Source organism: Streptomyces sp. NPDC040545 (assembly GCF_055595065.1).
The window spans coordinates 133,535-156,254 of the sequence record NZ_JBVIWA010000020.1 but is presented as its reverse complement, the minus strand read 5'-3'; the positions used below and the strand labels follow the sequence as shown (position 1 = coordinate 156,254).

Here is a 22,720-nt window from a genome sequence, read left to right as displayed (position 1 = left end):
ACGTACCCACTGACCGCCAAGATCACACACTGGGAGGTAGGACCACACCCTCAGGTGCCCGAGCGAGGAAGTGCGGTGCACTACACCTACCGGTTAACCATCACCGCCACGCTGCCAGAAACCATGGTGCAACTCGCGGCGTGCGCGGTGGACTCAGCGGACGTCGTGTTGCTGTGCGACACCTTCTACGTGCACCAATACCCATGGACACCCGGGGAAGACCGTGACTCCTGGATCGGCCCCGGCTCCGATCTGAACCTTTCCGACACCGCCCGCGTCCTTCTCCTCCCCGACCAGCTACTTGACGACGGGCGAGCACATGACCCCAAGGACCACGACGGCTACACCCCTCCCCGCCTCCCGATGCCAGGCGACCGGCTGCGCACTAGCTGAACCACTCCTGACCGCTTACGCACCATCACCCATCCCAGATCACTTACGGGACAGCCCTTAGGAGGGTTGTCGAACGCGTCGCGGGGCCTTGACCGCCGGGGCTGACCTGCGGATTCGCGTCCGGCGGGCGAAGTGGCCGTGGAGGGGGCGATGGAGGGGCCCTTGGAGGGGGCCCGCGGGACCTGGTCCACGTCGTCGCAGGGCCGGCTGTCGCGGGCGGCGCGGTGCTCGTGGGCCGGGTCGTGTGTGAGTTCGGCGGGCACGGTGTCCTCGTTCTCCCCGGCCTGCGGGCCGGGTCGGTGAGCGTCCGGCCCGCACGCGGAGATGGGCGCGGGCCGGAGGCACCGTGAGAAGGACCCCCTTGACCGCCGTCTGACGATCACCGACGACAGGTGTCCGATTCCTCCTTGACCATCCCCTTGACGGGTGGGTTTGTCCGTGGCCGACGCCACACCACAGCAGCGGAGTTCAGCGGGCGGGCCGGGTGCTGGACGGAGAGGATCCGAGCCGCCAATCCGAGGGCTTCTGGCCTCGGAACGTCTCGCCGCTCTCGATCCGGGCCTTGTTCCGGGCGAACTCCCGCTCGGCTGACGACAGCTGCCGCGGGGCGTAGCCGGGGTGCCCCCAGCCGTCGGCCACCTTCGTGATGACCTCGCCCTTGGCGTAGTCCTTGAAGCAGGCCGGGCAGGTGCCCGGGTATGCGGCCCGCAGCGAGCCGCGTGGCAGCGGCACGGCCTTCTTCGCCGCCGCCTTCTTCGCCGCCGCCTTCTTCGCCGCCGCCTTCTTCACCGCTTGCGCCCGCTTGATCGCCTCGCGCTGCGCCTTGCCGGGCCGCTTCGCTTCCTCTTCGGCTGCTGCCCGCTCGCCACCTTCGCGGCCTTCTGTGCCGGAGGCTGTCCCACGCGCGTATCGTAGAGGCTGGCGTCCCGGGGGCCGACGCGCGCCACGCGCACCGGACGCCCGGGGCGGCGGCGCACGGTTGCGCACTGGTGCGCGCACGGCGCGACGAGTTGCGCACGATGTACCGCACTCCTCCACCGGGTGGTGCGCACCGAGTGGACTCCACCCGCCCCCGGTGCGCACCACGATGGCTTCCACTCTCCACCCGGTGCGCACGATGTCGTCCACTTCTACCCAGTGGAGTGCACCACCGAGCGGAGTGGACGCCACTCTGTGCGCCGCGCACCGGTCCTACGCACCGTGACGGTGCGGAGGGAGAGATCTCCCCCTCCGGGCCAGCCCACTACGGGCCAATACGTGGCATCGCCAGGACGGCGGCGAGCGTGGTCAAGGGGAAACACCCAAATCTCGTGGCTGGTCAAGGGTTGCTTTCCCGCGAGGGACAGCCCCTGTGCCGCGTGAACGACCTGGACAACGGGGTGGGTATCGGGTGCACGACATCGGATGTTCGTCACGTTCCGTGTTCTCACCGGATGGAGTCGGCGGGGAGTGGAGTCCACTCACATCGTGGTGCGCTCCGTGGCAGGCGACGGAAGAGCGTCGAAGAAGACCTATAGCCCCATCCAGGTGCCGACTTGCCGGTTCCCGTTCACTGTGGACGAGCAGCCTCCTACGATCCGGTACATGCTGCTGGCAGCCCCAGCCCCAGCAGCTCATGGCCGACGTCGCCGGCATCCGCGGGCGCGGCTCGGCCACCGGCGAGCGGTACGCCGTGGCTGGCTTTCGCCGGCTGATCGAGGAGCGGGCGCAGCGCGCACGCGACCTCTCGGATTTCGGTGCCAGCTGGCTGTCCGGCATCTAGCGAGGCCCGGTCCATCCCTCACACGGACGGTTCCCACTCCTCGGGGCCGGCGCCTCTCCACTCCACGAAGTCGGGGTCGGTGAGGTCCACGTCCTCGGCGTTCTCGAGCCCGGCCGCGGCGAGGAAGACGCGGATGTCGGATGGCCGGTGTGCGACCCCGATGGCGGTACCGTCGTAGCGGACCCGGCGCCAGCCCTGTCCGTCCGGCGGGTAGACGATCAACTTGGGGTGCCGGTAAGAACGCTGTCACCAGCCGCAAACGGCGGTGACCAGTTCTCTGACCTGGTGGGTTGGGGCAGTTCCGGCGGCCGTCGCCTCAGCGAGTGCGAAGCGACCGCCCTTGAGTTCGGGCACGTAGTTGTAGATGGTGTTGCGGGAGACACCGAGGAGCTTGGCGATCGAGGTGACGGTGTTCTCCGGGCGGGCGAGTAGGTCACGGGACATGACATGGATGGTCAGGCCGCCTGACCGGCGCCGGACGGCTACGGTCAGGCCGCCTGACCGTAGCCGTCCGGCGCGGGCGGGGCGTCACCGCGCAGCGGGCTGAAGTCGACGTCCAGGTGCGGGTCGTACGCCTCGGGCACGAGGCCGAGCTCATGGAGGCTCTGGCGTCGCCGGTGCCCAGGCCGCGGAAGACGCCGGTGCGGCCCTCGCCCAGGTTGGATCCGTTCAAGAAGACGAGCGACGAGTGGCTGCTGGGGATCTGGAAGCACCGCCGAAGCAGCGACACACGGTTCAGCGGATCTTGAAACCGGCTGCGGCAGGAGTGCGGGGCGGTGGACCAGGCCGTACAGAACCGTTCCGACATGGACCACAAGACCAGCGGCAGTCGAACGGGTACTGGGTCTGTGGAGCGCTTTATGCTGTAACCCAGACTTGGTAGAGAGCGCGCGTCTGCGGCGCGCAAAGGGGCTCGGCCCGGGCGCTACGGGCTCGGACCGCGATCGCCGCCTTCCAGCCCTGCCTCCACAGGCGCGAGCATCGCCGTTCTGGTGGGCATAGTGGTGCTCCAGCTCAGCGGCGGCCCATGGGGGCGACTACGCGACGCAGTCGGCGACGTTGGGGACGACCAGGCAGCGGCTCTCGCCTGCCGGTGCGCTGACGACGCGGAACACATCCTGGGGAACGGTGAAAAAGGCGACCCTGGAACTTGGCATGACCACCTGGCCCACGTTTCGCTCCAGAACCGCGGTTGTCCTTTCGTCTGGCCCGACTTCCGTGCGGTAGAGACCGATGGGCACCCGGGTCCCGACCGGATACCCGTAGACGGCGATCCGATGGCTGCGCTCCCAGTTGTCCGCCGTCACCGCACCCACGTCCCAGCGCAGTGGTACCTCGTTGACCGCGCGTACGTTTCCGGAGCTTGCCCGCACGCTGAGTCGGCCGGACCGGGCGATGGCCGTACGGGCCGGATCGGGCGGGAGGAACGTCCAGGACCCGCTTTGGAGCACATCCTTCCGGAGGGCCGCGACCTCCTCCTCGAAGGCCGAGTCATCATCGTCGAGGTCCGCGACCTCCATCGCTTGCCCGTTGAAGAGGGAGGCCTCCTGCGGTGACGGTGCACTGCTCAACTCGGCCACGCGTTTCACCGAGGTGGTATAGGTGCGCCCTCCGGCCTGCACCGTGACCGTGATAGGTCCGCTTTGCGGAAAGCCGTACAGGCACAGGGTCGCCTCCTCTCCCAGGGCTAGCCCCACCTCGCCGCTCGCCTCCCTTTCGTTCGTGCGCGACGACACCCAGACCAAGGGGCGGCCGGGCGGCCGGCCCTGAGCGATCAGGCTCACATCGTCGGCGCAGCCGAAACCCGGCGGGCCGGCACCGGGCAGGCCCATGTCGAACTGTTGCGCCAAGAGCAGGTCCTGGGCGGCCGGGCTCGGCGTTCCGCGTCGGGTGACGCCCACAGGGGCCCGCCCCATGGGCGCTGCCGTCAGGTCCTCGCGGACTGCTGTGCAGCCCGTGGCGAGGACGAGAGCCAGAACCCACATCCCGGCGGGCCGCCATCCGATCAGCTGACTGTGCACCGATTGTCTCCTCTCTGATGATGCTCGTCACCGTGTCCCGCAGGTCTCCTCGGCCCGACGCAGCTCCGCGGCCAAGGCCTGCTCCTGCTGGTTGCGCATCGCCTTGCTCACCCGACCCGCCTGCTCCGCGGCGGACATCTGGGCCATGGCATCCTGCTGGGCCTCGCGGCCACCTTCAAGGTCGCAGCGGGCCAGACTCCAGGAGGCCAGCAGGCCGTGCCAGAGGGCTCGTTGGAACGGGTCTTGGCCGTGCGCGATGGCGTCCCGCATGTTTTCGATGGCGGCGGCCAGGTCGCCCCGGCCGGCCGCGCTGACGGCGGCGATGGAGTCCGCGAAGGCCCGGAGTTCTGCAGAGCCGGTGACGTCGGGGGCGGCGCGTACGGTGGCTACGGCCCGTTCCACCGTGCCGTCGTCCTTCACCAGCCCAGCGTTGATGCGGCACTGCTCGACTTGGGCGAGGTTCACGGTGGCCTTCAGACGTCCGAGTTCGGTGGCGTCGCGGTTCTCGGCGAGGCGGTGGAGGGCTTGAGACACCTGGGCGAGGTCCCTGGCGCGTACGGTCCCCGGCCGACAGCTGTGTGTAGGGCCGAGAGCCCGGCGGTACGTGTTGACCTGCAGGCTGAGGGCGGCGCGGCGCCCGGCCGACGAGTCCTGGGTGATGGCGAGGTAGTCCGTACGGGCAGCCTCCAGCAGCTTCTGCCGGTGGGGGCCGGTCTCGCCGGACGCCTGGGCCTCTAGGGCATGGCCGTGAAACAGCCGGACCAGATCGAGCGGCACGAAGCCCTGGGTGCTGCCCTGCCGCTTGGGATCGAGCAGGCCTTCCAGGATACGGCCGGCCTCCGTGGGGCTGCCGTTGCGCCAGGTGTCCAGCGCGTCCACGAACTGCGCCAGCGTGCCGATACGGCTGGTGAGTTCCGCGCTCAGCCGGGCACGGGCCCGCGCCGACTCCCAGCCGCCGGCGACGAGGATCGGTCCACCGGTGAACCACCCGGCGAGCTCGGGCGCATCGGGCATCTGGTCGGCCCTGACGTAGACGGCGGGCCGCAGTGTGGCCTGGCCGGCCGGGTCCGAGCTCACCAGGCCGCCCACGATGATCTCGGCGTTGGTCTCGTCGGCGAAGTGCGCACTCCTCCGCTCCAGCTTGCTGCGGTGGGTCTGGGCAAGTTCGGCCAGCGGCAGCGACACCTCGCCCGCATAACTGCGGACGGCGGTCGCGGTAGGGATCCGTTCCGCCATGTCGTGGGCGAAGGTGGCTGCCACGTCGGCGAGGACCCGCTTGTCCTGACGCCCGTCGTGCACCGCGAAACCGACCACTGCCACATCCCGTGCGCCGCTCATCCGGGCGAGCGGGGGCGGCGGCGGCCGGAAGGCGAAGAGCACCGCCACGCTGCCGAGAAAGAGGACTGCGGCCGCCGCCCACGCAAGGAGCCGGGCCCGGCGGGAATGCTGTCGGAACTTCTCCCCCACCACGGCGCGTACCGCCAGCACGTATCCGGCGAGCGAGGCGAGGACCGCGAGGGTGAACGGGACCGGCGAGAGCTGGGAGCCGAGCTTCTCCACCACGAGCAGCGCACACGGCACGCAGGCGGCGAACAGGCCGAGGAGGGACCACAGCCACACGGAGGCGCGGGTCTCGCCCTGCGGCGGGTCGTCCTGGGAGTGGATCGGCATGCGCCTCCTCACCCTCTCGGCCCACAGGCGCGACTCCGGCCCACCAGCACGGTAGGACCGCGGGACCGCAGCCGACGGCAAACGGCGCCGCTCACGCCGGGTTTCGACGCCGAATTCCCCGGATCAGAGGTAGGGACGGCAGAGCCACGCACTCACCGAGGCAGGGTGTATTTGTCCTCGCCCGCGCAGGACGCCCTCGCCGGATCCGGCAGGTCTGAAAGGATCCTCGCCATGCTGATCAACCAGGGCACGGCGGCCCGCCTCGATGACGCAACTCCGTGGAACGGCCTGTACGAACAGGCCGCCGACAAACAGAACGACCTCGTCTCGGAGGTGCGTACCGCGGTCGACTACGGCATGGACGACCCCGAGGACTCGGTGGAGATGGCCTGCATTGCGGCCGAGACCGCCGGGGCCGTGGTCCAGGCCCTGGAGAGCCCGTGGGCCCTCTACACCCCGCAGGACGCCGCGACGGTCGCCTCGGCGCTCTTCGTCCAGCTCCAGCACAGCGCCGACGCGCTGCAGGAGCTGCGGCGGTCGGTCGGACGGATCGTCGAACGCGGCGACACCGACCTGGTCGCCCCGGCCGGCGCCGGGAAGCCGGCGAACCTGAGCGACGCCTTGGAGACGCTGCAGTCGTTGGCCGACACGATCCACGGCCTGGTCGCCCGGCATGCCTCCACCACGGTGCGCGCCCTTGACGCGGCCCCGAGCTCGGCGCCGGTGCCGGCTGACGCCCACCAGACGGTGGTGGCCGTGGCGGCCCTGCTCGCGGAGCAGCACGAGGGGGAGGTGACGCTGAACACCCGCCACGAGGAAGGCGACTACGACCCGGAGACCGATGGCGGGTTCGGGTGCGGCTGCGACGTCACCATCCTCGAGGCCGATGAGGAGTACAACTTCCACCGCGGCGACTCGGAATGGTCGGTCACCAGGGAGTCGGATGGCCTGGAGCTGCCCGACGGCTCCACCGTCTTCGACACCCGTGAAACCTTGAGCACGTCCCTGAAGACCGCTCACCCGCAGCAGCTCACCGACGATGTCCTGCATGTCATCGCGACCGACCGGCAGGTAGCCGCCGACGCAGCCGACGGTCTGTGGGCGGAGCGCGCACGCTCCGCCCGTCAGCGCCCGAACGGGTGACAGCCGGGAGCCACCGGATGCGGCCCTGAACGGCCCCCGAGGCCCCGTACTGCGCTGCTGCGCAGTTGCGGGGCCTCGGGGCAATCGGACGGGCTGGTGGCGCCCCCAGGGCGTCCCTGGGCTGGCTTTGTTCACGAGTTTGGGCTCAGGCTCAACTTGTGTGGTGCCGGGCTGAAGCCAGAGCGTCGGCAAGGCGCGCCCCCGGGTCGCCAGTGACGTGATGGACGGAGCGTCCGGCCGGCCAGGTCGAGATTCCGTCGTCCACCCACCGCGGAACGACGTGAAAGTTTGTTCATCAGTTTGGGAGGCGCTGGAGCCGGATTGAAGTCGAACAGCAGCGAGCGGGCTTGCTCTGGTCGGTCCTGTCGTGCCGGCGCCGGGCGCGGTGTGGACAACGCTTGCGAGGCCGAAGCCTCTGCCCCGTACAGTCGAAGGCGGTCCGGGTCCGGAACCACCATCCATGGTTCCGGACCCGGACCGCCTTTAGGGTGCGACGCCCGGGTGCCGCGTCGGGCGAGGGGCAGGCCGTCGCGGCCTTGCGTGCCGGTCGATAGCCCGCGTGTCAGCGGGACAGGCTCCCGAAGAACACGCTGCCCGGCGCGTCCAAGTCCGGGGAGTAGAAGAACTCCCTGACCGCGCGGATGAACTCATGGCGGCTGATGGCTCCGTCACCGTCGGTGTCCAGCTCATTGAAGGCGTCCATGGCGGCGGGGTCGGTGATGTCCCAGACCTCCAGGTGCTTCTTGAACTCGGCCTTGTTGATGGTGTTGTCGCCGTCGGTGTCGATGACGTCGAAGATGGAGTGCGGAAGACCCTCGACCATGTTGAAGCGGCTGGTGTCCACGCTCGCGGCGCGGTTCGCGTGGTTGAACTGCTCCTTGGACAGGCGGTCCTTGCCGTCTGTGTGACGGAGCAGCTCCGTCCAGTACATCTGGTGGGTGCTCGTGAGCGCGTGGGCCCTGAGGTCGTTCTTGGCGATCTTGTAGCTGCTCAGGTAGCGGTCGATGATGCGCTGGTAGTCGGCCCACTCGACGTAGCCGTCGTTGTTGGCGTCGGCGGCGTTGAACAGCTGGTCCAGCTTGATGGCGATCGGGTCGGTGGTGGCGGTAGTCATGATTGCCCTTTCGCGGGAGTGATGTGGCGGGCGCGTCGGCGCGCCCGCCCCGAGGCTAGGTGTCAGATCACCACCAAAACCCACTTAAAGCCCATGTCGGGAGCAAGATCGCTCGATGATGTGAACCCTCCTCTTGGCCGGTGTGACCTCGGGCGGAGCGGGTATCACATCGAGTTCCCACCCCGGCTGTCGTTGCCGGCGACAGTCGAACAGTGCCCCCGACCTACGCCGCTCAACGTCGTGAACATCTGCTGTCCGTTCTCGTTCTCATGAACAAAGCCACTGGGCTACAGGTCGATCCAAATCTCGTGGACGTCGGTGAACTCCACTTTCAGGCCGCGGGCGCGGCGGCCGCCGTCGCGGAAGTACACCTGGCCGAGGGCTTCGGCGGCGATCTTCAGGAGGTCCTGCTCGCTGGCGCCGTTCTCCCGGGCGGTGAACAGCTTCTCCGCGTACTGCGGGGGAGGGCCTGGGAGGGCAGGGCGCGCAGGCGGGCGTCGTCCGTGGTGTTGTCGTCGGCGGTGTACCCGAATCGGGCCGTGGTGGTCAGCACGATGCCGTCGGTGGAGCGGCCTTCTTCTTGGCCTTGGCCCTCAGCTGCGGCTGCCACCGCTTCTTGACCTCGCGCTCTATGCCGGCGGCGAGGTCGTGGCGGGGCCGCTTCAGCTGTCCCTTGACGTACCGCTCCACGGTCCGCTGGGACACCCCGAGCGTGGCTGCGGCCGCCTTGGTGCCCTTGAGCTGCTTGACCAGGTACTTCATCTGCGCCTGGGCGCTCTTGGGGGCGGGTCGGGTGAACACCTTCTCCAGAGCGCGGTCCAGGCTGTCCCCGAGCGAGCTGACCATCGTCTCCTCCCCGTCGTCGTCGGCCGGGCGGCCGTTCTTGATGTTCCGGGCGATCTTGAACAGGCCGCCGTTCTTCTCGAACTGCTCCTCGGCCCACAGCACGGTCTGGGTGCCCTCGTGCTTGACCATCCCCGGTGAGACGCCGAGGCGGAACGTGCCGGTGACCGGCTTGCCGTCGGGCGTGTACGGGAGGAGGTCCAGCGGGGAGGGCCCGTCGGAGGGGTAGACGATGCAGTCGGTGGCGACCTTCTTGCCCGGGCGAGCGACAGTAATCCGGTGCCCCTGTGCGGCGGCAACACGACGGGCCGACACCGGCCGGGAGCCGGGCCGGCGGATGGAGCACTGCCAGCGGGCGGCGGGCGGACGACCGACTACGCCGTTCAAGAGGGGGTAGAAGCAAGCAACCGAAGGAGGTGGAACCTCAAGGCTCGTCCCGTGCGGGCCGGAAACCTGCATTTCGGGCTGGTCAGCTTGCCGTGAGGCCTCTCACGGCCGCCTACGGTCACATGAGCCACTTACACCGGTTCCAGCGACCACATTGGCGACCGGACGGTGGATGAGCGCATCGCCAGCACGATGCGTGGCCCTCGCCGCGAAGCCGATCGGCGTCGTGTCCGGGCCGCTCCCGCATGACACGCGACGACCTCGTCAAAGCCCCGTCCTGAGCTGGACGCGGAATGGAAGTGTGGGGACGACCGGGTGAGCCGCTGACCGTGGACCGTGAAGTCGCCCCCCTCCCCGGAATGGCTCGGGATCCCGAGCGCGCCGATCGTCGGCGTAGATCCTGAGGGACGAAGAAGGGAGGACGTCATGACCGAAGCCGGCCGGCACCGTGGGGTATCCGCGGATGTGTTCGGGGCACCGTGCTGGGTCAGTCTGATGGCGCGGGACCTGGAGACGGCCGAGGACTTCTACGGTGCGGTCCTGGGCTGGACCTTTCGTCCGACCCGGCTGGGTGAGGCCTTCCGGGTAGCGGAGCTGGACGGGGTGCCGGTGGCAGGGATCGGGGCGCGCGCGGCTGTGCTGTCGATGGCGGTCGCCTGGACTCCCTATTTCGCCGTGACCAGTGCGGATGCCGCCGTTGCCCGCATCCGTGAGCGCACCGGCACCGTGGCTGTCGGCCCGGTCCCCTTCGGCGACATCGGCCGCGGAGCGCTTGCGGCAGACCCTCAGGGTGCGGTGTTCGGCGTGTGGGAGGGCAGCATCCTCACGGACTGGCAGTCCACACCGAAGGACACGCCGGCCTGGGTGGAGCTGCGCACGCGCGATGTCTTCGCCGCCGCCGTGTTCTACGGGGAGGTGCTGCTGTGGGCCAACGGACAAACGGGGTGCTGCGTCGTGTCCTACGACGAGGACCGGGTCGTGTTGCGGCAGGACGACCGCGTCGTGGCAGAGCTGGTGGGTGGGCCGGTGGTGCAGGCATCGGCCGAGCCGGTGCGTCGCCCGCGCTGGCACGTGCACTTCACCGTCGCCGACCTCGATGCTGCTGTGGTGGCCGCCATCGAGCGGGGAGGCAGCGTTCCGACCGGCTCCCTGGCCTCGAGCCGGTATGAGGGCCGCCGGGCCGCGATCCTGTCCGATCCCGATGGTGCCCTTTTCACCTTGTGGGAGGCCTCCGGGCGGGTGTGACCGAGTGGCAGGTCGAGGCGGACCGGGTCCTTCCCGCGCCTGTCGCACGTCCGCCTGCTCCGGCGCCCCGAACGGGGTGCGGAGCAGGCGGGTTCCTCTGTGCCGGGTTGCTTCGGTGGCTAGAGGGTGCGGGTCAGGTGGTCGGTGAGGAGCCGGGTGAAGCGGGCCGGGTCGGGCAGGTCGCCTCCTTCGGCGAGCAGGGCGCTGCCGTAGATCAGCTCGGCGATCTCCTTCAACGCGGGTGCCTCGGCGTCTGCGTGGTGTGCGGTGCGCAGGGCGGTGATGAGGGGGTGTGTGGGGTTGAGTTCCAGGATCCTTTTGACGGTGGGCATCTGCTGGCCCATGGCTCGGTACATCTTTTCCAGGGTGGGTGTCACGTCGTGGGCGTCGCCGACGATGCAGGCTGCCGAGGTGGTCAGGCGTGAGGACAGGCGTACCTGCTTGACGTGGTCGGACAGGGTGGTGGTCAGCCATGGCAGCAGGGCGGCGAAGTCCTGCTCGCGCTGGGCTTTGTCGGCGTCGGTTTCCTTGTCGCCGTCGGCGGACTCGTCGAGGTCGACCTGGCCTTTGGCGATGGACTGCAGACGGTGGCCGTCGAAGGCCGGGACCTGGTCCACCCATACCTCGTCGATGGGGTCGGTGAGGATGAGCACCTCGTAGCCTTTGGCGGCGAAGGCTTCCATGTGCGGGGAGTTCTCCACCATGGCTCGGGTCTCGCCGGTCAGGTAGTAGATGGTGTCCTGGCCGTCCTTCATGCGCTCGACGTACTCGCGCAGCGTGGTGGTCTTCTCCGGGTCGTGGGTGGAAGCGGCCGACACCAGCTCCAGCAGCGCCTCGGTGTTGTCCGTGTCCTCGAGCAGGCCCTCCTTCAGTGCACGGCCGAACTGGGCCCAGACCTTCGTGTAGCGCTCGGCGTCCTTGGCCTGCATGTCCTTGAGTGCGCCGAGGACCTTCTTGACCAGGCGTCGGCGTACGCCTTGGATCTGGCGGTCGTGCTGGAGGAGCTCGCGGGAGACGTTCAGCGAGAGGTCGTGGGCGTCCACGACGCCCTTGACGAAGCGCAGGTAGTTGGGCATGAGCGCTTCGCAGTCGTCCATGATGAACACTCGCTTGACGTACAGCTGCACGCCTGACTTGGACTCGCGGGAGTACAGGTCGAAGGGGGCCTGAGAGGGGATGAACAGCAGCGCCTCGTATTCGAAGGTGCCTTCGGCGCGCATGTGGATCGTCTCGGCCGGGGGCAGCCAGTCGTGGCTGATCTGCTGGTAGAACTCGTTGTACTCGTGCTCGGTCACCTCGCTGCGGGGCCGGGCCCACAGCGCCTTCATCGAGTTGAGCGTGTCGAGGTCGGAGGTGGCTTCGTCGTCGGCGTCGGTCCGGTTGGTGGCCATGCGGATCGGCCAGCGGATGAAGTCCGAGTATCGCTTGACGATCTGTCGGATCTTCGATTCGGAGAGGTAGTCGGCGAGTCCGTCCTCGCTGTCGGCGGGCTTGAGGTGCAGGGTGACCGAGGTGCCGACGGGGAGGTCGTCGGCGGCCTGGATGGTGTAGGAGCCCTCGCCGTCGGACTCCCACTGGGTACCGGAGTCGGTGCCGGCCCGCCGGGTGTGCACGGTCACCTTGTCGGCGACCATGAACGCCGAGTAGAAGCCGACGCCGAACTGGCCGATCAGGCTCTCCGTGGTGGCGGCGTCCTTGGACTCCTTGATCTTTTCCAGGAGGCCGGCGGTGCCGGACTTGGCGATCGTGCCGATCAGCTCCACGAGATCGTCGCGGGTCATGCCGATGCCGTTGTCGCGGACGGTCAAGGTGCGGGCGTCCCTGTCGACCTCCAGCGAGATGTGCAGGTCGCTGATGTCGACGCCAGCGAGGCTGCCGGTCAGCGATTCCAGCCTCAGCTTGTCCAGGGCGTCGGAGGCGTTCGAGATCAGCTCGCGCAGGAAGATGTCCTTGTTCGAGTAGATCGAGTGGATCACCAGTCGGAGCAACTGGCGGGTCTCGGCCTGAAATTCCAGCGTCTCGACGCTGCTGGGCATGCTGGGTCCTTTCAGCGGAAGGTCAGATACGGATGGGATTCGGGCACGGAGCCGTCGTCGGCGTGACGCGCCGGCGGGAGGCACCGCGTGCGGATGATGGCTCTGCGTGGGTGAGTCAGTCTTCGTCAGAGGCTGTCGTGGTGCGGTGGGCTTCGAGGGCGTCCAGGGAGTCGACGAGACCGGTCTGGCGGGCGTCGATGTGGGGACGCATGTCAGCCAAGGGTGCGATGAGCTCTGCGGCGTCCCCGGCGCCGAGAGCGGTGTGCAGAGCGGCCTGGGCTGAGCGCGCTTCGGGCGTGGGGTGGGTGAGCGCGGTGATCTCTACGGCGAGGCGACGCAGGTCGGCTGCGTTGGCGCGGGCCCAGGTGGCGGCGGTGCGGTCGGCGGCGCGGCGTTGTCGGGTGGCCTGCACGCGCTGCTCTGCGGTGGTGCCGGCGGGGCCGGGCCGGCCGCGCAGGTAACGGCGTTCGGCGGCTTGGCGGCTGGCGACGCCGAGGGGGTGGGCAAGGTCGGCCCAGCTGGCGCCTGCGTCGCGGGCGGTTTCGATCAGACCGGTCTCCCAGCCGGCGAGCTGCTCGCGTACCTGCCGCAGCAGCATCAGGGAGGCCAGGGCCTGCTCGGGGCCGGGCCCGACCTCGTCGGAAGTGTCGTTCTGGGCGCCGCGCAACGCGTCGTCCACGGCGGCCAGGGCTGCCGCGGCGGCCATGAAGGACGCCGGACTGTGGGCCTCGGTACTGGTCGCGGGCGGCTGATGGGCTGCGGTCACGGACACCTTCCTCGAAATGTCATCAACTTGATGACTGCATATTTGTCATCCAGTGGATGACATGTTACAACAGGTTCTGTGCAGCGCATTGGCAACAACCGTTCGAACCTGCTGGAGGTGTCTCACGATGTTGATGCGCACTGACCCCTTCCGTGAGCTGGACCGGATGGCGCAGCAGCTGATGGGCCCGGGTACCTGGTCGAAGCCGTCGGTGATGCCGATGGACGCCTACCGCGAGGGTGACGAGTACGTAGTGGCCTTCGATGTCCCCGGCGTGACCGCGGACGCGATCGACATCGATGTCGAGCGGAACATGCTGACCGTCAAGGCCGAGCGACGGCCGACAGCCACCGTCGACAACGTCAAGATGGAGCTGTCCGAGCGGCCGCTGGGCGTCTTCTCCCGCCAGATCATGCTCGCCGACACCCTCGACACCGAGCGCATCCAGGCCGACTACGACGCCGGCGTTCTCACCCTGCGCATCCCGATCGCGGAGCGCGCCAAGCCCCGCAAGGTCTCCATCGGTGCCGGCTCTGGCCGCAAGGAGATCTCCGGCTGACCCAGTCGGGAATCGGTGCGGAGGACGGCCACCTGATCTACCCCTCCCCGCCCTCCGCACCCCCGTGGAACCGACAACACCAAGGGGTGGCGGCTGATGACCTTGCGACGCGAAGCGTTCCTCGACCGTGTGAAGGAACGCGGCGAATACGACACAGCGGAGGAAGCCGAGCGTGCGGCGCGCGTCGTGCTCGCCCTGCTCGGCGCCCACCTGATCGGCAGGGTCCGCGCTCAGCTCGCGGCACGCTTGCCGGAAGGCTTCGCCCTGATCCTGCTCAACCCGCTGCGGAGCGCCGAGCCGCTTCCCCCCGAGCGATTCGTCCGCGCGACCGCCGCCTGGATCGAGGGCGCCACCGAGCAGACCGCAATGTGGGACGTCAGCGCCGTGCTGTCCACCGTCGCCGACACGGCAGGCGAAGACCTGACCGGGCAGATCCTGCTTCAGCTCCCGGTCGGCTACGACCTTCTCTTCGGCCGCCCCCAGCCCATCTGACGAAATCCGGGAGTGCCACGTGCCCAGCGCTCCCACGGCTCCTGAAAGGCATGCCCCGCAGTGATCACCGACGCGCGCGTACCGCTCACGCACCAGCAACCGTGCTCGACGGCATACGAGCAGATGCTGGAGAAGGTCCGATACGAAGGCGCCTACCCCACCCGTGAACGGGCCGAAGAAGCGGTCCGCGTAGTGCTCGCCGGACTCGGACGTCAACTGACCGGTGACGAACGCGTCGACCTGGCCCGCTGTCTGCCCCTGGAGGCGGCACGCGTGCTGACCACGCAGATCCCCGACACCCAGCCACTGACCGGCTGGGACTTCATCAAGGACCTCGCCACCCGCTCCGGCGGATCCCTGGCCACCACCCGCTGGGACACCGGCGCCGTCTTCGCCGCCGTCACAGCCCACGCCGGCCCCGACCTGACCAGCCGCATCCTCCAGCAGCTCCCCACCGACTGGGCTCTGCTGTTCGGCCAAGCAGAACTCACCCCCGCCGCATAGCCACCGAGACGCACGCCCAGGGGACATCCCAAAGGCCCTAAGCGGAAGAACACGAAGGCCCTGCTCCGAACCGGCGGGAGCAGGGCCTTGCGGCAAGCTCAAGGGCCCACGGGCCGAAAAGGGTCAGGCCGGGTTGATGTTCTCGGCCTGGGGGCCCTTCTGGCCCTGGGTGACGTCGAACGTGACGACCTGGCCCTCCTGGAGCTCACGGAACCCCGAGGAGTTGATCGCGGAGTAGTGGGCGAAGACGTCCGGGCCGCCACCGTCCTGCGCGATGAAGCCGAAACCCTTCTCAGCGTTGAACCACTTCACAGTTCCCGTAGCCATGTCTCATGCCTTCCAGTCGATGAACGCCTCCCACACCCTGCGGAAGGCGGAGGTGATCGCCCTGGTTCCTGCGGCACAGCACAGCAAAAAACCCACGCCGAAAGCGTGGGCAAAGGGAACTTCCGAACCACGACAGCTGACTCAAACGCTACACGCCCACACACCCTGCCACCAGAGAAAACGACCCGAATGGCACACGCCAAGCGGGGTGCACGGGATCCGCCGTCACCCGGCGGGCACTCCCGGCTCAGGCCGCGGCAGTGGCATCCGCCGGACCCGCCGCTCCGGTGGCACGCCGGTACTCGGCGTTGACGCGCTGCGCTTCCTCAAGTTGGTCTTCGAGGATGACGATGCGACAGGCGGACTCGATGGGGGTGCCCTGATCGACGAGCTCTCGGGCACGGGCGGCGATGCGCAGCTGGTAGCGGGAGTAGCGGCGGTGACCACCGGCGGAGCGCAGCGGGGTGATCAGGCCGGCTTCGCCGATCGCGCGGAGGAAGCCCTGGGTGGTTCCGAGCATCGCGGCGGCTCGGCCCATCGTGTAGGCGGGGTAGTCGTCATCGTCGAGACGGCCGAAGGAGTCGTCTGCGGTCACTGCACCTCTCTCACCGAGCGTACGGAGGGGCCCTGGTGCCTATGGCACCAGGGCCCCGAAGGAACTGCTACACCATCTGCCGGCCCTGGTACTGCGCCGGCCTTCTGTTTCCGCATGCCTGGCCTGATTGCTGCCAGAGGCGCGGGGATCGCGGTTGCTTGACCGGAGACCACCTCACTAACGATGTCCTGCGGTACCCGGGCTTCAGCCTGCCGTCCCGGGCGATCCTGATGGCGCCCAATCCCTCCGTTCATCCCTCAGTGATCAACTACCTACCTGCGGGGAACTGCATACTGCTGGTACTGCTGATATTGCGAACTGCTCAGTGGCCTCACCGAGCGCCACTCTCCGGCAGCCAGCCCCGTCGCCCATCCTGCAACCGCTCTGGCTTAGAACCCCACTGCCGAACCTCCCGGTGCGCGCGCCCGCAGCCGACGCCTTCACCGAGGTACCGCTCCACTTCCTTCACTGCTGGGTACTGCTACTGCGAACTGCAGGTACTGCTCTTACTGCTGTACTGCGCACCACTGTGTACTGCTCGTGACCTGACCGAGCGCCACGTTTCGGCAGCCAGCCCCGTCGCCTGTCCTGCGTCTGCTCTGGCGTAGAACCCCACTGCCGAACTTCCCGGTGAACCCGTCCCGTACTGCGACGCGTTCACCGAGGTACCACTCACTTACTTCACTGCTGGTGCTGCGAAATGCGGGTACTGCCACTGCGTTAACTGCGGTACTGCTCAGGGTGGCCCCTGATCACTGCGGGCCGCCCAGTCCGGTCGTCAGTCCCGTCGCCGTCCTGCAACCGCTCTGGCTTCGACACTCCACGACCGCACCGTCCTGCGCACTGCAACTACGGGTACTGCATGTATTGCTGCCCGGCAGTTCGTCTCTGCCAGGCCCTGCGGTCTCTCTGCGTTACGAGAGAAACCATAACCACACCACCACCCAATGTCTACTCCAGCCACCACAGATTTTCGCGTGTGCGTCGGAGAGGTAGTCGGCGTTGAGCAGCAGCGGAATAGGTCGAGGGCACAAGGCGGGGCCAGTCGGTGTCGCGCTTGGATCCGGCGCGGTCGGCGCTGTCGTAGGGCGAGACCACTCGTTGACCAGCAGGCGGGATGTTCTTCGGGTAGCGCCAGATGACGGTCTCGTCCTCGATCTGGAACTCCTGCACCCAGGTCCGACGGAGCATCTTCACTGCGGGGACCTGGCGAAGCCGTCCGGGTGTGGTCGGGTGGAAGACGGCGTGCCGCAGGCGCATCCCGTCGTTCTCGATCCTCGAGGACCTGGACGAAGACGTCCTCGCCGAGGCCGCCGCCGAAGCGCGGGACTTCGGCGCCGGCCCGGCGGCCGCCGTCGACGAGCTGGTGCGAGGCCTGCTCGGGCAATTGGCCGACTGGCAGCAGTCGATCGGCGAGTTGGGCCGCGCGCTCACCACGGCAACTGAAGGCCGACCGCTACCCGGCTGGTCCACCGACGCCGGCCGCACCGAGGACATCGGGTGGCGCCAGGCCCGCACCACGCTGCTCGAAGGCGTCGCACGCCACCACCACGCTCACCTGCTCGCCGCCATCGTCGAGCTCGGCGGTGAGCTGGAGCTCCCAGCTACCCGTAACGGGCGCTTCAGGGGCGCGGTCATCCCAGAAGGCTGCGCGGTCAGCGCCGGCCGCCGCCGATGCGGCGGTCGTCGGCCAGTGCGGTCAGCGGGCCGAACTCGCGGGCAAGCTGGTTCCACGTCAGAACCTCGCCACAGCGGGCCGGGAACTCCTTCGGGTTGAACTCGGGCATGGTCCAGGTGCCAGTGCCCCGGTCCCGCAGCCACAGGTCCCCGTCACCGTCGACCACAGTCGGCGGGACCGGTACGGGCTCGGCCTGATCGGTGGGCTCCCAGGTGACCCGGCCCGGGTGGGAAACGCGGCGCAGCTCGGTGGTGGCCAGCCGCGCGGCCAAGTCACGGGTGGACTCTTCGGCAACCTTGACCGACTCGAGTCGGAATGCGTCGTCAAGTACGGGCAGGGCTGGATTCTTGCTGCGCTTTGAACTCATACGCTGACTACCTCCGGTGGGGGGCGTCACATCCGTTATGGCACCCCGTAGAGGAACACGGTATCCGAGGCGGGAGCCGGGCCGGCTACGACCGCTGTCCAGGTGGAGGCGCTGGCACACCGGGCGGTGGGGCTGGGTGGTGAGCTGGTCCTGGACGTGGCCCAACCCGTGGTGGTAGCGCTCAGATATGGCGGTCCGGGTCTGAGAAGGTGAGGCAGCCGGGGGCGAGCGGACGTCGGGCCGGGGCGGGTACGGGAGATGGAGTCGTCCATGCCGCCGCGGTGGACCATGAACAGGCGCCCGTTGAGTTCGGCCACGGCCGGATGCCAGGCCGACTCGTGGCTGGACAACTTCTCTTCCCAGACGGACGGAACGCAGGGACGGCCTTGGGAAGGCTCGCTAGTCGGGTGCCGACCGCGGCGGAGCTGGTGGTAGGACGGCTGCTTCGATCCGCATGGTGGTCTGCCTGAGCTCGGTCAGGAGCCAGGACCGAGCCGCTCCGGAGCGCTCGTTCCTGGGGAAGCCGGTGGTTGAGCTCGGCCGAGACCGGAACACTGCAGCAGCGACGGTCGGACGGAGTGGGTGCCGCTGTCGCCGGCGCAGAGCGCAACGCTTCTGCGTTTCGGCCGGCTCCGCGCGGGCCGCCTTCACCCGCTCGGGCCGCGCCTGCACGGTTCGCTTGCCCATGCCCGGTTCCGGGGCCGGAACTCCCCGAGACCCTCGGCGCACACAGCCGCTTCGAAGCAGGCGTCATCGCCGAACGCCAAGGCCTCACTCACCACCCAGCCCGAACCCGCACCGGCATGCCCGGCCTGCGGCCACGCCTTGCCCCCCCCACCCCAAGGGCGGACCACCGGACGACCAGCCCGCTACTCCTCCCCCAAATGCCGCTCCCGCGCCTACCGCACACGACGAACCGTAAGAGAAACAACTACACAGTCCAGCACCTCACATCCGTCACGAAACCCACCACCCGCGTGACGAAACTCCCCTACGGGCCGTAACCGGTCGCCGTGGGCTGATGGACGTAGCAGGGCAGTGAGGCGAACAGCATCCATTCGCGCCACTCCGGCCGGCCCGGACACCGACCCCGTGGACGTCGGCCGCCGAGCATCCTGGGCACCCAGCCTGCGAGGGCACCCGGGATGTGCTCGCGTGGCCCCGGCTGTCACCGGTCGTCGCGGCCGTAGCTGCCTTTGCCCGCCAGATCGGAGGCGCGCATGAGGGGTGGATGTCATCGAACCGGGCGCTGTCACGCCGAGGCAGCAGGTTCTGCTCGCGGGACGTTACCCGCCAGGAGCCCGGTACTGGATTTGCTGGGTCCTGCGCAGGGCATCCAGCGTTTCGTCGACGCTCAGGAGAACGGTCGTCTCGAACGACCTGAGCGCGCCACCTCCGCTGATCGCCAGAGCAACCGCGGCCATGGACACGTTGTCCGGAGCTTCCCAGAGGTTGTAGCCGTCGTGCGTGCCGAAGGCGTACCAGAAGCCGTGGAGCTTTCCACCGACGGATTCGATGTACGCCTGAGCGGCCTTCGCGCGGTCCTCGGGGTGGACGGTCAGCCTCGCCCAAGTCTCCGGTGTGTAACTGAACCTCGATAGATAGAGCGGCATCGTGTGTCTCCCTTTCGTCCTGCCCATGGATGCCCGCGCCCGATGGGAGAAGGTACGGATTGGAACGCGGTTCGCCCGAACAGTCGGGGACGACAACCGTCAAGGCCCAGGGCGAATGGGTGAGCAGGCCGCCTGCCCAACCGCTACGAGGCTGCAGGCACCGGCGCCTGTCGTACTGCGCCGGGTCGCGGGTCCCGCAGGCGGTCCGGCGGCCGGAGGCAAAAACAAGGTCACCTTGACCGGCACTAACCTGGCCGACACCACCGCCGTCACCTTCGGTACCGGCCGCAATGGGACCGGCCTGGCTTGCACCGCGACCTCCTGCACCGTCACGGCCCCGGCCGGCACCGCGTCCACGAAGGGGGGCCTGCGGCAGGCTCAGGTTCAGTGGTTGTGGAGGCAGTACATGTGCCCGAACTACGCTCCCGCGTCGCCCGGGAGCGTGGCGAAGGCGAACGCGGGGGCTTCGGTGCCGTCCGCGATGGACGGCTTGGTGAACGGGCTCCAGATCTTGTCGGTCTCCTTGTAGGTGGCGAACTGCACCTTGTGGCCATCAGCCGAGGCGCGGTCGCCAGGCCCAGCCTGCCGTGGCCGGCCATGCCGAGGGCCGGGGTGAAGCGCGTCACGCTGTTGGGAACCTTGACGCGGTCCGGCTTTACTCCGTACCTGGTCAGGTACACGTGCTGGTCGTCTCGACCGCGAACGGCCATGTAGACGGCGCCCGGGCCCATGCACAGGGCCGGGTCGCCGATCGTGGGGACGTGGCTGGTGAGGGGTTCGAAGGCGTCTTCGTCGAAGGCCGTGGAGCCGGGGTCGAAAGTGGCCGTGTGCAGTTGGCCGTCGCGGCGGCTGCGCACGGCGCAGGCCAGAGCGTTCCCGAATCCGCGCAGGGCAGGCGCGCCGCCGGTGAAGCCGCTGACGGACCTCTTCATGTAGACCCAGTTCGATCCCTGCAGGCTCCAGTGCTTCAGACGCTGGGTGGCGTCGGCGTAGACGAGGTGGAAGTTACCGGCCGCGTCGGCGGCCACCGAGGCCTGGGTGGTGTCGGCGATGCCGGCGATCTGCGCCAGGGGGCTCCACCTTCCGCCCTGGAGCATGCTCCCGTACAGGTTGTTGTCGTTGGGACAGCCGCGTGCGACGCAGAGCAGCTTGTCCTCGCTCGCGGCCAGGGCCGGCGCCCCGATAGGGGCGTGCTGCACAGGCAGGTCGGAGTGCTTTGCCCCGACTGGGACGGCGGAGCCGGCCGGGGCCGAGCTGAGACGCAGCTCCCTCTTGGTGGTGCCGGTGGCCTGCATCACGAGTACGAAGTCACCGTCGCTGCCGGCGTCGAAGCTCCATGTCAGGACGCTGCTTTTCTCGATCGACGCCTGCAGAGCGGCTCAGTCCCAGACGAAGGTTCGTTTTCACCAGGCAGTCAGCAATGACCGCCCGCTCACACCCACACCCCGCCACCACACCCCCAACTCACACGCACGCCACCGCCCCCGCAGGGGCACCCCCCTGGTCCGCCGACTCAGGTGAGGGCGGTGATCACCTCTCGCGCCGCCCGTTCGCCCTCGGTGGCACCGCCCTCCATGAAGCCCTGGAAGTCGTAGCTGCAGTGCTCGCCGGAGAGGTGGACGTTGCCCTGCGCGGTGCCCTCGTACTTCGCGTACCGGTGCAGGTAGCCGGTCGGCCAGTACGAGTACGCGCCCAGCGAGTACGGGTTGCGGTGCCATGCGGAGAGCTGGGCCCGCCCGGTCCATGCGGCCTTGGTGCGGGGGAAGAACGCGTCGATCCCGGTCAGCGTGCGGTCGGTGAGCCTCCGCACGTACGGGTCGGACTCGGTGGCGAACGGTGCGGCGGGGGTCAGGGCGCGCGCCAGGGTCCCGCCGCCGTACTGGAGCAGGATGCCGCCGGTACCGGGCTGGAGCTTGGTGGTGTCCCAGGTCTGCTGGACCTCGGAGTCGGTGAAGCAGTCGCCCGCCGACACGCCGGGCCAGGGGCCGGTGCCGCGCCACGGGCGACCGGTGAACTGCATGTTGAGCTTGGTGCAGGCGCCCATCCGGGCGTCGCGCAGCAGGTTCTTCATGAGGGGGTCGAAACCGGCCGCCGAGGTGTCGATGCCCTGGAGGACCGGCAGCGGCAGGCACAGGACGGTGTGGTCGGCCACGACCGTGCGGGTGGCGCCCGAGTCGTCGAAGGTGAGGGTCTGGGTGCCGTCGGTGTCGGCGCGCACGGCGACCAGCCGGCGGCCCATGACGATCGAACCGGAGGGCAGGGCCGCGGCAATGGCGTTCGGCAGCTGGTCGTTGCCGCCGACGATGTGGTAGCGCTCGTTGGACAGGCCCCAGACGTTGAAGTTCCCGGGGTTGGGCTGGTAGCCCATCAGCAGGACCAGGGCGAGGGCGGACTGGTCGGTGGTGTCGGCCCCGTACTCGACGTTGTAGGCCACGTCGATGAAGCGGCCGAGCGGGGAGTCGTGCCCGCCGGGGACCCGGCTCTCGATCCACTCGTAGAGGGTCATGTTGTCCAGGGCGGTGCCGGCGGGGGTGGTGGAGTTCCAGGACACCTCGCCGGAGTCCTGGAGGTCGCGGTGCAGCTGCTGGTAGACGGCCTTGAAGTCCTCGTCGGCCCGGGTGCGGGAGTAGTAGGTGCCGTTGAACCACAGGACCTCCTCGGCCCCGTTGGGGCCGCCGCCGAGGAAGTCCTCGGTCGGGAGGCCGAAGCGGCGGCAGAGCTCCAGCATCTTCTTGTGGCTGGTGTCGATCAGTTCGCCGCCCACCTCGGAGGTCTGCCCGTACGCCCAGTGGTCGCGCTGCGTCCACATCCGGCCGCCGACGCGGTCGGGGTTGGCTTCGTAGACGGTGCACGGGATGCCCGCGTCCTGGAGGGTGAGGGCGGCGGTGAGGCCGGCGATGCCCGCACCGACCACCGCGACGCGGGCCCGTTGGGGCCTTTTGCCGTCGGGGGCGGGGGTGGCGGCGCGGGCCGGGGCGGCGGCGACGCCCGCCGCGGCGGTGCCGAGGCCGAGGGCGGCGGCCCGCCGCATCAGCTCCCGGCGGCCGAGGCCGCGCACGTCGGCGACGGGCAGACGCAGGCGGTGGGCGGCGGAGTGTTCGGCGGTGAGCCGGCGGAGTGCGTGCATGAGGGGCGTACGGGCCATGGCGGGGGCTCCTTCGCGGGGGGGGGCGACTGCGGGCCGGGCGTGCGCGGATCAGGTGT

22 protein-coding genes and 1 pseudogene are annotated in these 22,720 nt (G+C 69.0%); 7 read left to right on the top strand and 16 right to left on the bottom strand.

The features are described 5' to 3' along the window. On the top strand, nucleotides 1-393 hold a 393-nt coding region (locus tag ACZ573_RS30905; RefSeq protein WP_471310439.1), incomplete at its 5' end, for a hypothetical protein. Between the two features lie 468 nt (nucleotides 394-861). Here ACZ573_RS30905 and ACZ573_RS30900 read toward each other — a convergent pair. Continuing rightward, on the bottom strand, nucleotides 862-1,182 hold the full coding sequence (locus ACZ573_RS30900) for a hypothetical protein (protein WP_471310437.1): 321 nt from the start codon (nucleotides 1,180-1,182) through the stop codon (nucleotides 862-864). An 826-nt stretch (nucleotides 1,183-2,008) separates the two neighbouring features. Between ACZ573_RS30900 and ACZ573_RS30895 the strand changes: the two genes are divergently transcribed. Next, nucleotides 2,009-2,155, top strand: coding sequence for a hypothetical protein (locus tag ACZ573_RS30895; RefSeq protein ID WP_471310434.1), 147 nt, complete (start codon nucleotides 2,009-2,011; stop codon nucleotides 2,153-2,155). A gap of 18 nt (nucleotides 2,156-2,173) precedes the next feature. Here ACZ573_RS30895 and ACZ573_RS30890 read toward each other — a convergent pair whose 3' ends face one another. From ACZ573_RS30890 to ACZ573_RS30875, 4 genes are all read right to left on the bottom strand, one after another. Next, nucleotides 2,174-2,377 (bottom strand): hypothetical protein, encoded by a 204-nt coding sequence (locus tag ACZ573_RS30890; RefSeq protein ID WP_471310432.1) that lies wholly within the window; start codon nucleotides 2,375-2,377, stop codon nucleotides 2,174-2,176. 24 nt (nucleotides 2,378-2,401) lie between these two features. Further along, on the bottom strand, nucleotides 2,402-2,599 hold the full coding sequence (locus ACZ573_RS30885) for a hypothetical protein (protein ID WP_471310430.1): 198 nt from the start codon (nucleotides 2,597-2,599) through the stop codon (nucleotides 2,402-2,404). 593 nt (nucleotides 2,600-3,192) lie between these two features. Then, complete coding sequence (locus ACZ573_RS30880) at nucleotides 3,193-4,176, bottom strand: hypothetical protein (protein ID WP_471310427.1); 984 nt, start codon at nucleotides 4,174-4,176, stop codon at nucleotides 3,193-3,195. A 27-nt stretch (nucleotides 4,177-4,203) separates the two neighbouring features. Beyond that, nucleotides 4,204-5,847: a hypothetical protein gene (locus tag ACZ573_RS30875; RefSeq protein ID WP_471310424.1), complete on the bottom strand. Its 1,644-nt coding sequence runs from the start codon at nucleotides 5,845-5,847 to the stop codon at nucleotides 4,204-4,206. A gap of 231 nt (nucleotides 5,848-6,078) precedes the next feature. Between ACZ573_RS30875 and ACZ573_RS30870 the strand changes: the two genes are divergently transcribed. Next, nucleotides 6,079-6,990 carry a hypothetical protein gene (locus ACZ573_RS30870; protein ID WP_471310421.1) on the top strand — a complete coding sequence of 304 codons (912 nt, stop codon included), beginning with the start codon at nucleotides 6,079-6,081 and terminating at the stop codon, nucleotides 6,988-6,990. 562 nt (nucleotides 6,991-7,552) lie between these two features. On the opposite strand, the gene ACZ573_RS30865 is transcribed toward ACZ573_RS30870, so the two are convergent. Both ACZ573_RS30865 and tpg read right to left on the bottom strand, forming a co-directional pair. After that, nucleotides 7,553-8,104 (bottom strand): EF-hand domain-containing protein, encoded by a 552-nt coding sequence (locus ACZ573_RS30865; RefSeq protein ID WP_471310418.1) that lies wholly within the window; start codon nucleotides 8,102-8,104, stop codon nucleotides 7,553-7,555. Nucleotides 8,105-8,391: 287 nt separating this feature from the next. Further along, nucleotides 8,392-8,950: pseudogene (gene tpg, locus ACZ573_RS30860) on the bottom strand (telomere-protecting terminal protein Tpg). An 810-nt stretch (nucleotides 8,951-9,760) separates the two neighbouring features. Between tpg and ACZ573_RS30855 the strand changes: the two are divergent. Further along, nucleotides 9,761-10,579: a VOC family protein gene (locus tag ACZ573_RS30855; protein ID WP_471310415.1), complete on the top strand. Its 819-nt coding sequence runs from the start codon at nucleotides 9,761-9,763 to the stop codon at nucleotides 10,577-10,579. Nucleotides 10,580-10,698: 119 nt separating this feature from the next. Here the strand turns inward: ACZ573_RS30855 and htpG are convergent, their stop codons facing one another. Beyond that, nucleotides 10,699-12,615, bottom strand: a complete 1,917-nt coding sequence (gene htpG / locus ACZ573_RS30850; protein WP_471310412.1) for a molecular chaperone HtpG — start codon at nucleotides 12,613-12,615, stop codon at nucleotides 10,699-10,701. Nucleotides 12,616-12,730: 115 nt separating this feature from the next. Continuing rightward, nucleotides 12,731-13,381, bottom strand: coding sequence for a type III effector protein (locus tag ACZ573_RS30845; protein WP_471310409.1), 651 nt, complete (start codon nucleotides 13,379-13,381; stop codon nucleotides 12,731-12,733). Nucleotides 13,382-13,508: 127 nt separating this feature from the next. Between ACZ573_RS30845 and ACZ573_RS30840 the strand changes: the two genes are divergently transcribed. From ACZ573_RS30840 to ACZ573_RS30830, 3 genes are all read left to right on the top strand, one after another. Next, entirely contained in the window at nucleotides 13,509-13,940 is a 432-nt protein-coding gene (locus tag ACZ573_RS30840; RefSeq protein ID WP_471310406.1) for an Hsp20/alpha crystallin family protein, read from the top strand. Nucleotides 13,941-14,036: 96 nt separating this feature from the next. Then, a complete protein-coding gene (locus tag ACZ573_RS30835; RefSeq protein WP_214353993.1) occupies nucleotides 14,037-14,432 on the top strand; it encodes a DUF2267 domain-containing protein in 396 nt (131 codons plus the stop codon). A 60-nt stretch (nucleotides 14,433-14,492) separates the two neighbouring features. Further along, complete coding sequence (locus ACZ573_RS30830; RefSeq protein WP_214353992.1) at nucleotides 14,493-14,936, top strand: DUF2267 domain-containing protein; 444 nt, start codon at nucleotides 14,493-14,495, stop codon at nucleotides 14,934-14,936. 123 nt (nucleotides 14,937-15,059) lie between these two features. On the opposite strand, the gene ACZ573_RS30825 is transcribed toward ACZ573_RS30830, so the two are convergent. The 7 genes from ACZ573_RS30825 to ACZ573_RS30795 all read right to left on the bottom strand — a co-directional run bounded on the left by ACZ573_RS30825 (nucleotide 15,060) and on the right by ACZ573_RS30795 (nucleotide 22,661). Then, nucleotides 15,060-15,263: a cold-shock protein gene (locus tag ACZ573_RS30825; RefSeq protein ID WP_008735947.1), complete on the bottom strand. Its 204-nt coding sequence runs from the start codon at nucleotides 15,261-15,263 to the stop codon at nucleotides 15,060-15,062. 247 nt (nucleotides 15,264-15,510) lie between these two features. After that, nucleotides 15,511-15,858 (bottom strand): MerR family transcriptional regulator, encoded by a 348-nt coding sequence (locus ACZ573_RS30820; RefSeq protein ID WP_471310402.1) that lies wholly within the window; start codon nucleotides 15,856-15,858, stop codon nucleotides 15,511-15,513. A gap of 951 nt (nucleotides 15,859-16,809) precedes the next feature. Further along, nucleotides 16,810-17,055, bottom strand: a complete 246-nt coding sequence (locus ACZ573_RS30815) for a hypothetical protein (protein WP_471310400.1) — start codon at nucleotides 17,053-17,055, stop codon at nucleotides 16,810-16,812. A gap of 458 nt (nucleotides 17,056-17,513) precedes the next feature. Further along, a complete protein-coding gene (locus tag ACZ573_RS30810) occupies nucleotides 17,514-17,903 on the bottom strand; it encodes a hypothetical protein (protein ID WP_471310398.1) in 390 nt (129 codons plus the stop codon). Between the two features lie 1,286 nt (nucleotides 17,904-19,189). After that, nucleotides 19,190-19,516 (bottom strand): GYD domain-containing protein, encoded by a 327-nt coding sequence (locus ACZ573_RS30805; RefSeq protein ID WP_471310396.1) that lies wholly within the window; start codon nucleotides 19,514-19,516, stop codon nucleotides 19,190-19,192. 417 nt (nucleotides 19,517-19,933) lie between these two features. Further along, nucleotides 19,934-20,059 (bottom strand): hypothetical protein, encoded by a 126-nt coding sequence (locus tag ACZ573_RS30800; RefSeq protein WP_471310393.1) that lies wholly within the window; start codon nucleotides 20,057-20,059, stop codon nucleotides 19,934-19,936. A gap of 970 nt (nucleotides 20,060-21,029) precedes the next feature. Next, nucleotides 21,030-22,661 carry a flavin monoamine oxidase family protein gene (locus ACZ573_RS30795; RefSeq protein WP_471310389.1) on the bottom strand — a complete coding sequence of 544 codons (1,632 nt, stop codon included), beginning with the start codon at nucleotides 22,659-22,661 and terminating at the stop codon, nucleotides 21,030-21,032. Between the last annotated feature and the right edge of the window lie 59 nt (nucleotides 22,662-22,720).

Bases quoted from the DNA above. Each gene is read 5' to 3' on its own strand.
- ACZ573_RS30810 (WP_471310398.1), bottom strand. From the start codon at position 17,903: ATGAGTTCAAAGCGCAGCAAGAATCCAGCCCTGCCCGTACTTGACGAC.
- ACZ573_RS30805 (WP_471310396.1), bottom strand. From the start codon at position 19,516: ATGCCGCTCTATCTATCGAGGTTCAGTTACACACCGGAGACTTGGGCG.
- ACZ573_RS30885 (WP_471310430.1), bottom strand. From the start codon at position 2,599: ATGTCCCGTGACCTACTCGCCCGCCCGGAGAACACCGTCACCTCGATC.
- ACZ573_RS30835 (WP_214353993.1), top strand. From the start codon at position 14,037: ATGACCTTGCGACGCGAAGCGTTCCTCGACCGTGTGAAGGAACGCGGC.
- ACZ573_RS30870 (WP_471310421.1), top strand. From the start codon at position 6,079: ATGCTGATCAACCAGGGCACGGCGGCCCGCCTCGATGACGCAACTCCG.
- ACZ573_RS30855 (WP_471310415.1), top strand. From the start codon at position 9,761: ATGACCGAAGCCGGCCGGCACCGTGGGGTATCCGCGGATGTGTTCGGG.
- ACZ573_RS30795 (WP_471310389.1), bottom strand. From the start codon at position 22,661: ATGGCCCGTACGCCCCTCATGCACGCACTCCGCCGGCTCACCGCCGAA.
- ACZ573_RS30865 (WP_471310418.1), bottom strand. From the start codon at position 8,104: ATGACTACCGCCACCACCGACCCGATCGCCATCAAGCTGGACCAGCTG.
- htpG (WP_471310412.1), bottom strand. From the start codon at position 12,615: ATGCCCAGCAGCGTCGAGACGCTGGAATTTCAGGCCGAGACCCGCCAG.
- ACZ573_RS30840 (WP_471310406.1), top strand. From the start codon at position 13,509: ATGTTGATGCGCACTGACCCCTTCCGTGAGCTGGACCGGATGGCGCAG.
- ACZ573_RS30825 (WP_008735947.1), bottom strand. From the start codon at position 15,263: ATGGCTACGGGAACTGTGAAGTGGTTCAACGCTGAGAAGGGTTTCGGC.
- ACZ573_RS30875 (WP_471310424.1), bottom strand. From the start codon at position 5,847: ATGCCGATCCACTCCCAGGACGACCCGCCGCAGGGCGAGACCCGCGCC.
- ACZ573_RS30895 (WP_471310434.1), top strand. From the start codon at position 2,009: ATGGCCGACGTCGCCGGCATCCGCGGGCGCGGCTCGGCCACCGGCGAG.